Source organism: Nonomuraea sp. JJY05, from assembly GCF_043496855.1.
Classification (GTDB): domain Bacteria; phylum Actinomycetota; class Actinomycetes; order Streptosporangiales; family Streptosporangiaceae; genus Nonomuraea.
Genome location: NZ_JBIEIS010000013.1, coordinates 232,904 through 248,050 on the forward strand (window position 1 = coordinate 232,904; position 15,147 = coordinate 248,050).

The 15,147-nt window shown below is 64.1% G+C and carries 11 protein-coding genes and 1 tRNA gene; 10 read left to right on the forward strand and 2 right to left on the reverse strand.

Going from position 1 to position 15,147, the window contains the following annotated elements; genetic code table 11:
* Positions 1-19 precede the first annotated feature (19 nt).
* From ACFKCF_RS22650 to mscL, 6 genes are all read left to right on the forward strand, one after another.
* Positions 20-589, forward strand: coding sequence for a 5-formyltetrahydrofolate cyclo-ligase (locus tag ACFKCF_RS22650; protein ID WP_394496375.1), 570 nt, complete (start codon positions 20-22; stop codon positions 587-589).
* A gap of 23 nt (positions 590-612) precedes the next feature.
* A complete protein-coding gene (locus ACFKCF_RS22655) occupies positions 613-2,118 on the forward strand; it encodes a potassium/proton antiporter (RefSeq protein ID WP_394496376.1) in 1,506 nt (501 codons plus the stop codon).
* 67 nt (positions 2,119-2,185) lie between these two features.
* Entirely contained in the window at positions 2,186-2,485 is a 300-nt protein-coding gene (locus ACFKCF_RS22660; RefSeq protein WP_394496378.1) for an FmdB family zinc ribbon protein, read from the forward strand.
* A 790-nt stretch (positions 2,486-3,275) separates the two neighbouring features.
* Complete coding sequence (locus ACFKCF_RS22665; protein ID WP_394496380.1) at positions 3,276-4,082, forward strand: S-methyl-5'-thioadenosine phosphorylase; 807 nt, start codon at positions 3,276-3,278, stop codon at positions 4,080-4,082.
* Positions 4,079-4,666 (forward strand): RcpC/CpaB family pilus assembly protein, encoded by a 588-nt coding sequence (locus tag ACFKCF_RS22670; protein WP_394496381.1) that lies wholly within the window; start codon positions 4,079-4,081, stop codon positions 4,664-4,666. The genes ACFKCF_RS22665 and ACFKCF_RS22670 overlap by 4 nt, the downstream gene beginning before the upstream one ends.
* A gap of 21 nt (positions 4,667-4,687) precedes the next feature.
* On the forward strand, positions 4,688-5,080 hold the full coding sequence (gene mscL / locus ACFKCF_RS22675; RefSeq protein WP_394496383.1) for a large conductance mechanosensitive channel protein MscL: 393 nt from the start codon (positions 4,688-4,690) through the stop codon (positions 5,078-5,080).
* A gap of 6 nt (positions 5,081-5,086) precedes the next feature.
* Here mscL and ACFKCF_RS22680 read toward each other — a convergent pair whose 3' ends face one another.
* On the reverse strand, positions 5,087-6,130 hold the full coding sequence (locus ACFKCF_RS22680; RefSeq protein WP_394496385.1) for a D-alanyl-D-alanine carboxypeptidase family protein: 1,044 nt from the start codon (positions 6,128-6,130) through the stop codon (positions 5,087-5,089).
* 808 nt (positions 6,131-6,938) lie between these two features.
* Here ACFKCF_RS22680 and ACFKCF_RS22685 point away from each other — a divergent pair.
* The 4 genes from ACFKCF_RS22685 (at position 6,939) to ACFKCF_RS22700 (ending at position 12,924) form a co-directional block, all read left to right on the forward strand.
* Positions 6,939-7,011: transfer RNA gene (locus tag ACFKCF_RS22685), tRNA-Arg, on the forward strand.
* A gap of 573 nt (positions 7,012-7,584) precedes the next feature.
* Positions 7,585-11,472, forward strand: a complete 3,888-nt coding sequence (locus ACFKCF_RS22690) for an Ig-like domain-containing protein (RefSeq protein WP_394496387.1) — start codon at positions 7,585-7,587, stop codon at positions 11,470-11,472.
* Between the two features lie 111 nt (positions 11,473-11,583).
* Positions 11,584-12,183 carry a hypothetical protein gene (locus tag ACFKCF_RS22695; protein ID WP_394496389.1) on the forward strand — a complete coding sequence of 200 codons (600 nt, stop codon included), beginning with the start codon at positions 11,584-11,586 and terminating at the stop codon, positions 12,181-12,183.
* A gap of 243 nt (positions 12,184-12,426) precedes the next feature.
* On the forward strand, positions 12,427-12,924 hold the full coding sequence (locus ACFKCF_RS22700; RefSeq protein ID WP_394496391.1) for a hypothetical protein: 498 nt from the start codon (positions 12,427-12,429) through the stop codon (positions 12,922-12,924).
* Between the two features lie 305 nt (positions 12,925-13,229).
* Here the strand turns inward: ACFKCF_RS22700 and ACFKCF_RS22705 are convergent, their stop codons facing one another.
* A complete protein-coding gene (locus ACFKCF_RS22705) occupies positions 13,230-14,987 on the reverse strand; it encodes a hypothetical protein (RefSeq protein WP_394496393.1) in 1,758 nt (585 codons plus the stop codon).
* Positions 14,988-15,147: the final 160 nt, after the last annotated feature.

Genomic DNA, 15,147 nt, shown 5'->3' on the forward strand with positions numbered 1-15,147 from the left:
GACCCTAGTGGAGGTATCTGTGGACAAGCTGAACCTGCGTCGTGAGCTGAGCTCGGCACGTGCCTCCCTCTCCCCCGAACAACGGCGGGCAAACTCCATCAAGATTCGCGAAACGCTGCTCGACCAGCCGTGGGTCCAGATGGCCGGTCTCGTGGCCTGCTACTGGTCAACGGGGTCGGAGCCGGATACGCACGGGCTCGTGTTCGCTCTCTGGAAACATGGGGCCACCGTTATCCTCCCCGTCCTGCTTGAGGACAATGACCTGGATTGGGCGGTGTATGACGGGCCGGACTCGCTCGCCCCGGGCCGCTTCGGGATCATGGAGCCGGTCGACACCCGCCGCGGCGTCGACGCCATCCGCACCGCCGCCCTCGTGATCGTCCCGGCCCTGGCGGTGGACAGGACGACAGGTGTACGTCTGGGACGGGGCGGCGGCTCGTACGATCGTGCCCTGGCCAGGGTGGGCCCCAATGTCCCGACTGTCGCTCTGCTGCACGACGGCGAGCTGATCGACGGCATCCCGGCGGAGCCTCATGATCGGCACGTCCGTTTTGCCGCGACCCCAGAGGGACTCACTAGGCTTATGTGACCGCAGGTACGAGAGGGGGCCAGATGACACTAGATGTCTGGCTTCTTCTTGGTGCCGCAATTGTCATCGCGGCCATCGCGTCCGTACGCCTCGCGCACCGCACCGGCCTGCCCAGCCTGCTCGTGTTCCTCGGCTTCGGCCTGCTCCTGGGCGAGGCGGGGTTCGGAATCCCCTTCGACAACCCCCAGCTCGCTCAGCAGATCGGCCTGACGGCGCTGGCGGTGATCCTGGCAGAAGGTGGACTTACCACCAACTGGTCCCATGTGCGGCGTTCAGTGCCCTTGGCCCTGATCCTGGCGACCGTGGGCGTCACGGTCAGCATCGTCGTGGTGGCGCTGGCCGTACAGGCACTTCTCGGCCTAGACCAGACGACGGCGCTGATCCTCGGCGCGGTGCTGGCCTCCACGGACGCCGCCGCCGTCTTCTCCGTGCTGCGCAGACTGCCGCTGCCGCCCCGGCTGGCGGGCGTGCTGGAGGCCGAGTCCGGCTTCAACGACGCCCCCACGGTGATCGCCGTGATGCTGCTCAGCGGGGCGGGGCGCTCCTCGGCGTCCCTGGGAACGTTCCTCCTCGAGACCTCCGTCGAGCTGATCATCGGCGCCGCGGTCGGCCTGGCCGTCGGTCCCGCGGGCGCGTACGCGCTGCGCCGCGTCGCGCTCCCCGCCTCCGGCCTCTATCCGCTCGCCGTGCTTTCGCTCACATTCGTCTCGTACGGCGGGGCCGTTCTGCTGCACGGCTCCGGATTCCTGGCCGTCTACCTGACGGCGTTGATCCTCGGCAATTCGCGGCTGCCGCACCGGGCGGCGACCAGGGGATTCGCGGAGGGGGCCGCGTGGCTGGCGCAGATCGGGCTGTTCGTCATGCTCGGCCTGCTGGCCAGCCCCAACGAGATGCCGTCGTCCATCGTGCCCGGCCTGATCGCCGGCACCGTCCTGGCGCTCCTGGCGCGGCCGCTCTCCGTCATGGCGAGCTCGCTGCTGTCGTGGGCGCTGCGGGTGGGCAAGGTGAGCTGGCGCGAGCAGGCGTTCCTGTCGTGGGCGGGGCTGCGCGGCGCGATCCCGATCGTGCTCGCCACCATCCCCTGGGCGTCGAACGTGGAGGGATCCAAGGAGATCTTCAACGAGGTCTTCGTGATCGTCATCGTGTTCACGCTGCTGCAGGGGCCGACGCTGCCGTTCGTGGCCCGGCTGCTCGGGGTGGCCGCGCCCGGGGAGGCGCACGACCTGGAGGTTGAGGCGGCGCCGCTGGAGGAGCTCAAGGCGGACCTGCTGCAGGTCAAGGTGCCTCCCGGCTCGCGGCTGCACGGCGTGGAGATCTTCGAGCTCCGCCTGCCCGCCGGGGCGCAGGTGACCCTGGTCGTGCGGGACGGCAAATCCTTCGTCCCCACCGGAAATACCAGGATCAGGGTGGACGACCAGATCCTCCTGGTCACCACCGCCTCCTGCCGTGACCAGGTCGAACGCCGCCTGCGCGCCGTGAGCCGCAGCGGAAAGCTGGCGGGCTGGTACGGAGAGCGGGGACTGGAATAGGCGTTTGACCTAATCGGTTACCATTAGCAGTCGCATCCCTCGAGTGCCAGATCTTAAGGAGGAGCGCGTGCCGACGTACCAGTACGCCTGCAACGACTGCGGCGAGCAGCTCGAGGTCGTTCAGAAGTTCACCGACGACGCGTTGACGATCTGCCCTGCTTGCGAGGGAAACCTGCGCAAGGTCTTCTCGGCCGTCGGCATCGTGTTCAAAGGGTCGGGCTTCTACCGGACCGACAACCGCTCGTCGTCGACCTCGGCTTCCACGACGTCCTCTTCTTCCTCGTCGTCGTCGAAGCCCGCGGAGAGCAAGTCCTCGGACACGAGCACGTCCACGCCTGCCGCCGCCCCCGCCGCAGCCTCCAACTGACCTTACCGGCAGTCCCCTTACTCAGTAGCGCCCCCAGGACCTGGCCGCCCAGCGCCAACCGCCGCGGCCACGGGCACCTGGGTGGGTTTGCGTGTGCCCGCGCGCAAGAGGCGGGGCTGGGCTCGGGCGGGCTGGATCCACACCATCCGACGCCGCGGCCACGTGCATGCGGTCGGACCCGCATACACGCCTCAGACGAGCGCATCTCACGCAGGGCTCGCATCCGCGCACGATCGCGGCGAGACGCGCGCCGGACCCACGCCCACCCCTCGCGCGGGCCCGCACCCCTTGCGCAGCGGCTGCCACACGCGCCCTCGGAACCACCCCACCTTCCGGTCCGTGCACCGCTGCTGCCACACGTGCTCTCGGAGTCACCCCGTCCCTCGTGCAGCCCCCGTCCGTGTACCACGGCTGCCCCACGCGCCCTCGAACCACCCCGCCCTTTCACGCAGGCCGATACCCGCGACTGGCCGACGCGACGGCGGGGCGGGCAAGCCCACGCCCCCGCCTCGTACATGCCTGGATCACCCCTCAGCCGGGCACGCCCTCGCGTGCCACCGCGGCCCCGGGCGCAGAGCGCCCGCCCACATCGACATCGGCATCGGCGGCAACCCGCCCGCACGGCCACCGTTGCCAGCGCCAGACATCCGACCCCGGCACATCTCGGATCCACCGGAGCTTCCAGCGCCCTGAGGGCCCATCCCCTAAAGCCTCGAGCCGAAATCGAGTTATCCACAGAACGCAATTCGGCTCGCCCTGGTCCGTCCCCGATCCGGCTACTCTCTCGGCCATGGTCACTCGCGCAGACATCGGCGTCATCGGCGGTTCCGGCTTCTACTCGCTGCTCGACGACGCGGAAGAGATCAAGCTCGCCACACCCTACGGCCCTCCGAGCGACGTCGTCACGGTCGGCCGCATCGGCAAGCGTTCGGTGGCGTTCATCCCCCGACACGGGCGAGATCACCGCTTCCCGCCGCACCGCATCCCCTACCGCGCCAACCTCTGGGCTCTGCGCATGCTCGGCGTGCGCCAGGTGCTCGCCCCCAGCGCCGTAGGCTCCCTGAGAGCCGAGTACGGCCCCGGCGCCATGGTCATCCCCGACCAGCTCGTAGACCGCACCTCAGGCCGCGTCCAGACGTATTACGACGTGGACGGCGCGGTCCACGTCTCCTTCGCCGACCCCTACTGCTCCTCAGGCCGTGCCATCGCGGTGGAAACCGCCCGCTCGACCGGCTGGGAGACAGTCGACGGCGGCACTCTGGTGGTCATCGAGGGCCCGCGCTTCTCGACGCGAGCGGAGTCGCAGTGGTTCGCGGGCAACGGGTGGTCGATCGTCGGCATGACCGGCTTCCCCGAGGCCATTCTGGCCCGCGAGCTGGCCCTCTGCTACACCTCGCTCTCCCTGGTGACCGACCATGACGCCGGGGTCGAGGCCGGCCAGGGCGTCACGCACGACGAGGTCCTGGAGTTCTTCGCGCAAAACGTCACCCGCATGCGCACCTTGGTGGCGGAGACCGTACAAGCCCTCCCAGAAGAGCGCACCTGCCAGTGCGGGGCGGCCCTTGACGGCATCAAGCTCCCCTTCGAGCTGCCGTGATCCGGGCCTGGCTGATCCGCTACGGCCGTCGTCGCCGCCTCGTCGCGGCGGCGCTGGCCGCCCTGGCCGTCCTGTCGGCCTTCATCGCCACCCGCCCCCAACCGGCCCCCACGGTCCTGGTCGCGGCCCGCGATCTGTCGCCCGGCCCTCTCGGCCCGGGCGACCTCACCCCTGCGGCCCTCAACCATCCACCCGCAGGTGCCGTACGCGCAGCCGCGGCGGGCCAGGTTCTGGCGAGCCCCATGCGCAAGGGCGAGCCGCTGACGGATGTGCGCCTGCTCCACTCGTACCAGCTCCCGTCTGGCATGGTCGTCACCCCGATCCGCATCGCCGACGCCGCGACCGCGAGCCTCCTCACCCCGGGGGCCACGATCACCGTCCTGGCGGCCGGGGAGGAAACCCATCCGGCCCGCGCGGTAGCCGAAGACGTACGCATCATCACGATCCCGCAGACGCCCAAGGCCACGAGCGAAACCCACGGCGCCTTGATCGTGCTCGCCACCACCCCGACCCAGGCCGCCGAACTCGCCTCCGCCCAGACGACCGGCCGCCTTTCGATCACCATCAAAGCTAACCCAACGTAATCGCTCAGCTACGCTCTTCTCATGAGCGGATTCAAGAGGTTCCTCATGCAGGGGAACGTCATCGACCTGGCCGTGGCGGTCGTCATCGGGGCGGCCTTCAACTCGATCGTGCAGTCATTCGTGGCCGACCTCCTCACCCCGCTGATCTCGGCGTTCGGCGGTCTGCCCGACTTCTCCTCACTCAAGGTCACGGTCGGCCGATCCAACTTCATGTACGGCAACTTCGTCAACGCCATCATCTCGTTCCTGATGATCGCCACGGTGGTCTACTACCTGCTGGTGAAGCCGTACACGCACCTCAAAGACCGCAGTGCCCTCAAGATGGGGTCGAAGACCCGCGACTGCCCCGAATGCCTGTCGGAAATCCCCAAGGCCGCCTCCCGCTGCGCCTTCTGCAGCTCACAGGTCGCATAGGGGCGACTAGAGCAGCGAATCGATCTTGGGATCGTACTCCCAGTGCCATGGCTCGAACGGGCCGGTGTAGGCCCAGGCGGGATGGAACCACCCGTACCTCTTCGAGTTCTTCTCCATCCAGACGAACTCCGCCGACCCGGACCTCTCCACCCCTCCACACAGGTCCACGGCCAGCCCGAGCCCGTGGTTGCTCCGCCCCGGCACGGCGGCGAACCCCGGCCGCCGGTAGTAGACCGACTGCTGCTCGGCCAGGCTCCGATAGGCGTCGGTGACGCACATGTTCTTCCCGAACCGCTTCCGGTAGGCCTCGTTCAGGCTCACGAACGCGATGGTGGCGTCGGCCCTCAGGCTGAAACCCTTCTGCTGCAACGGACAGAGCATGCTCTTCGGAATCAGCCCGTTGGGGTAGTCGTTGGCCGTCGCCGCCCGCAACGGGTTGCAGCCCAGCGCCGCCCGCCCGACCTTGTCGATCTTGATGCCCATCTTCACGAGCGCGGCGGTCAACGACTTCACGATCTTGTCGGAACGCTGCCGGAGCGTGTCCACCTCGGCGGCCAGCTGCGCCTCGGCCAGCAGATTGCCCGCCCGCAGTTCCTGCGCCTCCGAGGCCAGCCCCTCGGCCTGCTTGTACAGCGCGCTGGTCTGCTCGACGGCCTGCTGCCGTACGGAGACGATCTGGTTCACGTCGCTGAGCGCCCGCAGGGTGGTCTCATTCGCGGTCCCGGACAGGAACGGCACGATCCCGTCCGCCATGATCGGCTGCTCATACAGCAGCTCGGCCATCTGCGACACCGGCTGCCGCATCACCGCGACCCGTTGCTCCAGCCCCTGCAGAGCCGCCAGCTTGGTCTTCAGCTGCCGCTCGGAGGAGGCGATGTCCGACCGCCGCTTCTCCAAGGCCTTGGTGGCGTCCTCGAGTTCCTTGGCCGACCGCTCGGCCTCTTTGCGCAGCTCCGCCAGGTCGCCCGGAGCCTGCCGCTCCTGCTTCTGCGCGATCTGCGCCTGAGCGCGCCCCTGCCCGGAAGGCACGAAAAGAGAAGCCACCGCCATGACTACCGCGATCAGACCCGCTGATCGAGGGGCTGGCACGTTCGACTCCTCCGTTTGCAAACTCGTTACCTGGGTCAGGCACGCACGTTACTACAGCACCCCGAGTGCCCGGACCGAACTCCGGAGAGCTGTTATGAGACAAAAAGCGCACTCTGTCCGCCCACCCCCCACAACCAGCCAGATCCCGCCACCCAAACAGGGCCTTTCAGATGCCAGGCACCAAACTCCCACCCACCCTCAACCCCACCCCTTCCTCCTCCTCGCGACACAGATCCCACAACCAGGTGTCCACCCACTCCCCCGAACACCCGACCTGAGTCTGAGTCCGCACCGGAGCCGGCGTAACGGGCTCCTCCACCCCAGGCTCCACCTCCTCGACAGGCGGCGCCGCCGGGACAACAGCCCGAGGCCGGCTCACCACCCGCACAGGAGCCGGCACATCCCCCTCGTACAGCCGATCCGGATGCGCCGGGGCCCGCATCACCACCGGCCCAAACCCCACCCGCACGACCCGCTCCCGAACCACCGCCGGGACACTCCCCTCAAACCCCCGCATCTCCCCAGCCAACAACCCCCCAGCAAGGATCGCCGGCGCCAACAACGCCCCGAACAACACGACAGGCCGCCGCCGCGCCTGCTTGCATCGCCTCCTGGTCACAGGCAGACGCTATCCACGCCGGATCCACAAGATTCCGACCACTTGTCATGCCTTTACCGCAGCTCAGAGCACCCATAACCAACCCCACCAAACTCACCCCGCCTCCACGTCCCACGCAGTGCCAGACTTTCGCTAGGCTTACGAGAGTCCGCCTCCGTAGCTCAGGGGATAGAGCACCGCTCTCCTAAAGCGGGTGCCGCAGGTTCGAATCCTGCCGGGGGCACTCATCTCCATGTACTCTCCACCAGGTATTTCTGCCTCTGACCTGCGGTTTCTCTGCCGCAGGTCTTCTGCTTGCCAAGCCCCTGGTAGGCCAGCGAGAGCACCCGTATGCAGCCGCAGGACCATGATCTGGGGACATACGGGGGATGATCTTGACCGTGTTTACCCAGGTCGCTCAGGAATTCGTTAGCACTCCTGCCCGCGCCCTGCGATATGGGGTAGGCGGGGTTTAGTCGAGCGCCCAGAACCTGCAGGCAACCCGGCGAAACCCCCTTCCTAAGATCATCCCGCACATGTTCCCGGGTGCGATCGCGAGAGCGGCCAAGCGATCCGGCGAAATGCCCGACAAGGATGGCTGCGGCAGCGATGGCCCTCACCGTCATGTCGGGCACTGAAGTCAGGGATTGCCGCCACTGTCACCGGGCACGTGATCGCGGACGTCCGAATGGATGCTCCTTGACCAGCGAAAACCCCTTACGGAATGAATCTTCCCCGATACAAAAACGATCTTTACTTTTACCTTCACCCATGTGATGATCACTCCGTTTGCGTACTTTCGTTCGAAAGGATGCGAGTGACCACATCACGATCAGCGTCCGGCTTATGCCCCCGGGCGCGCCGCCGCGCCGCCCTGATCTCCGCGCTGGTGTTACCCATCACACTGGTGGCAGCACCCGCCACGGCCCAGGGCCCGACGCCATCCCCCACCCCCACTCCCACAGGCGCGCTCTCGACCCTCAGCGCCGTTGATGCAGCCAAAGCCGAGGCTAAGAAGCAGGGCAAGCAGGTCGAGATCCCCAGCCTGCACACCGAAAACATGACTACCGTAGCCAACCCGGACGGCAAAACGGTTGGTACGTACGTTTTCCCGACGCCCATACGCTTCAAGAAGGGCAATGGGGATTGGCAGGCGATCGATACGACCCTGATCCGGATTGGCGACATCGTCAAACCGAAAGCGCTCAAAGATGAGGTGAGGCTGTCTGCGGGAGGCGACACCGGTCTGCTGCGGATCAAAACCTCTGAAGGGCAGACACAGCTAGCGGCTACCGCCAAATTGTCCACTCCGCTCCTGTCCGGCAACACCGCAACATATGCCGATGCCTACGGTGAGGGCATCGACCTCGTGCTACAGGTCACAGCGGCGGGCATCCGGCAGAAGATCGTCATCAGGCAACGGCCCGCTGAGCGGCTCACGTTGCGTGTCTCGGTCGATCCAGGCGCCGGCCTGAAATACCGCAGCAAGTCCGGTCGGGCAGAGGTGCTCGACGACGGCAAGAAGGTCGCCGACATCACCCCAGCCGTCATGCTGGACGCGAAAGCGACCGAGTCGGCCGCCGTCGGGAAGATCAGCAGAGTCGACACCGCGCTCGACGGGGACGACCTCGTCTACAATCCGGACGCCGCCTTCCTGGCGGATCCGGCGACGACCTACCCGGTCACGCTGCTGGGCAACCCCACCCCGTGGTACGGAGCCGGGTTTCCGACGGACACCTTCGTCAGCAACGACTCGCGATTCACAGTGGGCACTGGCCAGCAGTACATGGACGCCCTCCTGGCCGGCCGCAATAACTTCGACGGGGAAACGGGCAGCACGTACTACATCTACCGCGCCTACCTGAAGTACGACCTGACCAACGCTCCCTGGTACGGTCTGCCGATCCTGAATGCCGACGTGCGGCCGTGGAACTACATCACCACGCACTGCGGCGGCCCCAACGACACGCCCCGGATGGCCGTGCGGCGGGTCACCAGCAACTGGGCACTGGACTCTTCCAGTTCAGTTAACCTGCGCTGGGACCGGCAGCCGTCCGTCACCATCACCGGGGAAGAGGTCAAGGGCGGCGGCGTGGGCCGCATCAGGAAGGCCGGCGGTACTTACATAAACTGCTCGAGCCCTTCGCAGGAGCTGTATTACTCAATCGAGGACATCGTGCGAGCCTGGGCAAGTGGCTCCCCCAACTACGGCCTGCAGATCGCGGCCTACGGCGACAGCAGCGGCACCTCGAACTTCCGTGAATTCCTCAGCAGCGAATGGTCCGGGATCGACGGCCGCGGCCCCGTGCTGTTCGTCGAATACGAAGCGCCCGATCCAGAGGTTGGCGTGGTGGGCTGGTTCGCCCCGGACGAACCGGGAATTACGGACCGGGCTGCGGCCGAGGCGATCGCCGACAATCCCGACCTGGGCCAGGCGACTGAAACGGAGCCCGTTGCGGATGATGTCACCGACGAACAGGCCGTAGAGGAAAGGGAAGCCTCCACCGATGTCCAAGAGATCACTATGCAAGAAGCAGTCGAGGATGATCCCATCGTGGACAACCCTGCCCCGGACACCGCTCCTCCGACTGTCATCAGGACCGATCCGGTTAAGGACGCCACGGACGGCTCCACCACGGCTCTATCAGTGCTCTTCGATGAGGAAGTGAACAACGTCCAACTCGTCGTGAAGGATTCGGCAGGAACAGCTGTGGCGGGAGCTGTGGCCGCCAATCACACGTCCGCAGGTTGGACGTTCACGCCTAACCAGCCGCTGGCGAACGAGACGGCATACGCGGCGGAGGTGAGTGGCGCGACGGATGCCGCAGGCAATGCGATGTCCGGAGCCTACTCATGGACATTCACCACGGCGAAGGACATCCCGGCCTGCAGCACGGCGCCCTCCTTCGAGCGATCCAAGTCCTACACGTATGGCGACAGGGTGTCCTACGAAGGACACCTCTGGGAAGCGCAGGCGTCCGGATATCTCGGCGTGCCGGGAAGCGAGCTGAGCTTCTGGGAAGATCTCGGACCCTGCAGTGGCGAGCCCAACCCGGACCCGACTCCTGCCTGCACCGCTCCCGCCTGGAATGCGGCCCTGGAATACGAGTACGGCGACAGCGTCACCTATCAAGGTCACACCTGGGAGGTTATCGGCGAGTGGGTTGACGCGGGCGTCGAGCCGACGACGAGCGCCTCATGGGAGGACCTCGGAGCTTGCTCAGGACAACCGCCCACGGACCCGCCGTGCACAGCCTACTCATGGAGTGTGTTCGCCCCCTACTACGTAGGCGAGAAGGTCACGTGGGAGGGACACATGTGGGAGGCCACACAGAACACCACACGTGGCCAGGAACCGGGCGTCCACGCTGCCTGGAAAGATCTTGGAGCCTGCAGCGGCGAACCCCCATTGAATATCAAGCAGATGAAGGCAAGCACGGCCGTGGGGCTTCCGGATCCGCAGAACGTCCCGCCGAACGCCGCCGGCATGTTCGATCGCATGACGCCGGAGAAGTGTGCGGCAAGAGCGAACCTTTCCGGGCGCGGACAAGGCTGGATCATGAACCGTTTCAGCTGGTGCCAGATGGGCAGACTAGAAGCCTTCTACGAAAAGGGCGGCCCTTTCGAGAGGTACATGGCCGACGTCATGCTCATCGGCTACACCTTCAACGGCGTCGAAGGGCGAGACCAAAGCAAAGGCGACACGGCCCGCGACATCGTGATCGAAGCGTACGTGTACAACCACAATCCCTACTCGTTGCCGCCTGGCAGGACGATGACTCTCGGGATGGACATCGGCAACAAGACACGGTGCGAACACGTCACATCCCGGGGCGGCCAGACGGTTGATAATCGACAAACCCGTCTCATCAGCAGTTGGATCGTCGATGGACACGCTACCTTCCGATTCAGATGCCCACACGACAAGGCATCAAAGAAGCGCATAACCGAATGGCTCGACGGAGCCAACGGCGCCAAGGAATATGTACCCAACGACGAGCTCGTGAGCTTCACCAGCATCAAGGCATATGCCAACTTCCCGAACTGGCCCACAACAACCCGCTACAAGTACGTCACCAACGCAGACCGGTGGATCACCGGTACTATTATCCGCTGCGACAGTGCATCAGACAACGACTACGAAGCGGGCGGTTGCGTATTCTACAAAACCAAATCCGCCGTCAAGTGGCAGCCAAAGGTCACAAATAAGGCCGGGACAAAGGAATGGGATATTACACAGGCCTATCAGCACTACTGGAACGCCTGCGTGGATCCCGACGGACAGACATGGCCGGATATCCCAGGAAAGAGCCTCGGCGGGTGCGATATCAGCGGTTCACCCAGTACCGGATATCTGCATAAAGAAACCAAGAAACAGGCGGCCTTGAATCAGGACGCCACTAATACGAAATGCAACCGGATGTGGCCTGGGTATGCGTCGTCAGGCGACTATCCGAAGCAGTGCGACGAGTATCCATTCGCATCGACTCGCGAACGCACCGGTGCACCAAACTCGAATATGTGGTCATTCTGTCCCATTCGGGACACCCATAACGGCCTGGCTGGCCTCTACCTCAAACGCTACTATCATGCCGACAGAGTATTGTTCGGCGATAAGTTCTCCAACAGGTTCGTACCCCCGTCGTCCAGCGATCCGAAACCAACGCGGGAGCAGCTTTGCGGCATCCCTTCGGTGGCCAACTAATTTAGCTGAGACCACAATGCTGCCCGGCCAGGACGTGCTCAATTCGTTTACGACAGTTCTGCCGGGCGGCACTGTTTCCCGCCCACCACGAAAGTATGCAAGGAGAAGGCCATGTCCCTCCAAGTAATCAACCACTATGAGCGACTATTGGACGAGCACGCGTGGATGCAGGACGGATTCCACTGGACGGTGGCCCGCACCGGCACCCTGCCTCCCTCCGTAGAGGAGATCGGCGCGAGACTGTCACGATCCGCCGAAGCCAGCATCGAGGAAGAGGTTAACGTCGCGTCAGGCGCAGATCTATTTATTCCCAGATCGGTCGCATCGGTAGACAGACAAAAAGAGGGGTATTTCCTCTTCCAAAGCCAGGAAGGTGGGGTCGACGAGCCTTCGGTCCTGCGTGAGCTCAGCGAGAAAGACGAACGAGTATGGAGCATTACCTCTATACTCTATAAGCATAAGCTCACGTATGCTATCGACGGTGAAATCCGACTGACATGGAGGGAATTCCCTCACGGCGACCGGCCAATCGCGCACGACCCCATCGATGAAGATCTTCTGCTCGTCGAGGATGTATGCAGGGAAGCCGGTATCCGCTTCAGCCTTGCTGCGCTTATGGCTGTGGTGGACATCGGTAGCGGCGTACACATGGATATTAACTGGCCGCATGCACCGAGGCCGGCTGTCATCATCGACGATCCCATCTGGTAACGGTCACTGTGGTCGATACCCGTTCTCGCCCTACTCATGTCAGTTAGGGAACAATAGTCCTATATGTCCCACTTGAGCTTGGCGCAGAGGGCCGCCGCCACGCGAACAGCGTTGAGGATGACGCGGCGGAGTGAACGAAGCGCTCCGGCTCCACCCGCTCAGTTCCGGCCGGATGGCCGTTTTTCAGTACGTAGCAGGCATACAAGCTGTACGTGGAAGTGGGGGTTAGGTAGTGTCCGGGGCGTGCGCCCAGATATTCGCCGACTGTCTGTCGCCGCGGCACTCGTCTCCCTCGGGCTTGTGACGGGATGCACAGGGGATCCCGGCAAGCCCACCTTGGAAGAGGCCACGAAACAGCTCGTCGCGGACGGCGACAAACTACTGAGCTCCAGGGAGTTAGCTGCCACGGGATCGGCAACTGCGACGGAAAGAGCCGACCAGGAAAGCGAAGTGGGGTGTGTGAAAGGCCAGGTCCAGCGATTCTTTCGAGCGCAAGGCAATCTGACAGGTCCGCCCTACGTGCATTCACCGGGCACGGCGGTAAGTCTGATCCGCGGAGTACTAGCTGCGCGGGGCTACCAGACCATTGTGGGCGATCTTGATTTGAAGGACGAGGATCTGGATGCGATCGTCCTGCATAACCCGAAGACTGGGCTCACGTTCCTGGCGACGGTGCGCAACGGGCAACAGCCGAACATCATGATCGTCGGCAAGACAAGTTGCTATGAGCGCGGCGGGTGATCGGGGTTGTTATGTCGGCAGCTGAGCCGCCTCGTTCCGGAGGGTCTGAGCCTGATTACGAAGACGGTGAGCGGTCGATCTGCAGTCCTCCGCGAGGTTTCCGATCTCGCGACCTAACTGGACGGCCTGAGTAGCGAAGCGGTCTGCTGCCGGCCCTTTCCAGAACGCGTGAGCATCCTGAGGCTTCGCCAGTGTGCCCGAGAAGACTCCTTCCAACTCTTCGGCGTATCTCGTAAGCGTGCTGGCGAGTAACTCCTTATCGGCGGCCTGCCTGAACAGCTGGCCTTGATTGGGAATAGTCATTGTCAGCCTCCTCGCGCCTCCAGCGCCTTTTCCAACGCGTCGTAGAGCCGCCCGCGCAACGCCATCTCCGTCTGATTCCGTTGAGAATCTGTTAGCTCTTTCTGGTTGTGTTCCTCAAGCGATTCATTCACCCAAGCAGCGAGTTTTTTGACCAGCTCGTCAGCGAGGGTTGACGGGGTGTTTGTAGTTTTCCCATCGAGGTAATTCTTGATGCTCTCCTTGATGGAGTCTTTGGATGCATCTAGACCAGCGTCTCGGGCAGTTGCTGCGGTGGCGCTCTGAATAGGCCAAAACTTGTTAGAAAGCCAATCAATCGGTAGCGTAACGACAGTAGCGACAAAGTCTGCGTACTCGTCATCGGACCACTCCGCATACGCCGAACCGCTCAGCAATAGATTCGCTGCCGCGCCAGCGAGTGCCTCACGTTTGGTGTATTCATCCTGTATCTTCTCGTCACCGAACGGCCGGAACCGGCCGATGTCCAAGGTTGATGTGTAGTGCTGTGCTGCCTTCAACAACGTCTTCGCCGCGTCCTTGTCCTGCATCAGCACTCCTATGAACCGGGAAGCGGCTTCGGCGTCGAGATCGTCCCACGGCGGCCTTGGATGCACCGCCTTCAGATCCGGGTTGTCACGCTTGGCCTGGCCACGCGCGAGCTCGTCGAGGTACGGGGCCACGTTTTTTGCCAACGCTCGGCTGACCGGCGAGTCATGGAATGTGCCCCATCGTCCGCCGCCCCAGGGACTATTCGCGGCACCCATACCGCTGATGATGTTCAGCCAGACTCGCTCGCGTACGCGGGCATCACCCGCGCCGGGTTTCAACGCCTTGTCCAGCACGCCCGCCAGTTTTTCCTCGAGTCCGCGAATGCCGCTCATTCGGACGCGCTGCGGATGCAGTAACCAGCCCGCGGCGTCCTTGTTCTCGGCCAGCAGCGTTTGCAGAGCCTGCGGATCGGCCTCGTAGGCATCTAGCAGTATGTTCAGGTTCCAGTTCTCGCTAGTTGGAAGGTCGGCGTTAAGCGGACGACCAAGCACTCGCATCGCCACTTGGTTGAGCAGCCTGGGGGACGGCTTAGACATCGCGACAAGCGCGGTCAACACACCGGGCGGGGTTTTCTCCATGAACTTCTCACGCCACTCTTCGCCCAGTCTCCCTGCACGTTCAGCATTGGCGTATGCCTCGGCCAGCGGCCCGAGGGTCTCCCTCCCTTGCCGGAGCAACTCGGGCGAAAGCCCTTTGTCTGTGGCATGGCGCCCTTTCTTCATCCATTGAATGAACAGCGCGCGGAATTTATCCGGTCCGATATCGGCTAGCAAGGCAGCCGAGTAGGCAGGATCGCCCAGTTTCCCTTTCGTTGCCGTCGTGGCCGCGGTCACGCTACGCCAGCTGTCCGGCGAATTCTCAATTTCATGCCGTCTGAGCGCCTCGGCGATGGCCTGCCCATCGGCTTTACCCTGCCGAGCGGCCTCCGTCTCGCTGTTGAACGTGAATGACCCGCCCAACAAGCCATTTCCCGAGCTTGGGACCATCTGCTTGAGCGTGTCCACGCGCCATTTAAGATCCCGCTGCGTGTCATCGAAGAACGCCCAGGAGCGATGCATGGCGGCCACGCCTTGCTGGCCGGTCCACGACGCACCCGCCTCGGCGATGGCCTCTTCGAGCCCTGGCCGTGTGCGGCCCAGGACGTTCTTGCCGGTAGCCATCAGGCGTACCAGCTGTTCCGCCCCGCCGGGGTCGATCCCAACGAACTCCCCCATGAACCCTCCCAGCGGGTGTGGGTTACAGGCAGAAGTCAAGCACACCAGCCAACGCCCCACGCATCACTATAAACAACCGGAATTGCACTCGCTTGGTAGCGGATGACTCTAAATCGGCATTGCGACCCATCTGGTCGCAATATCGGCGAAACCGTGACTT

Coding starts and splice junctions, on each gene's coding strand:
- ACFKCF_RS22680 (WP_394496385.1), bottom strand. CDS start 6,130: ATGGCGGTGGCTTCTCTTTTCGTGCCTTCCGGGCAGGGGCGCGCTCAG.
- ACFKCF_RS22655 (WP_394496376.1), top strand. CDS start 613: ATGACACTAGATGTCTGGCTTCTTCTTGGTGCCGCAATTGTCATCGCG.
- mscL (WP_394496383.1), top strand. CDS start 4,688: ATGAGCGGATTCAAGAGGTTCCTCATGCAGGGGAACGTCATCGACCTG.
- ACFKCF_RS22705 (WP_394496393.1), bottom strand. CDS start 14,987: ATGGGGGAGTTCGTTGGGATCGACCCCGGCGGGGCGGAACAGCTGGTA.
- ACFKCF_RS22695 (WP_394496389.1), top strand. CDS start 11,584: ATGTCCCTCCAAGTAATCAACCACTATGAGCGACTATTGGACGAGCAC.
- ACFKCF_RS22665 (WP_394496380.1), top strand. CDS start 3,276: ATGGTCACTCGCGCAGACATCGGCGTCATCGGCGGTTCCGGCTTCTAC.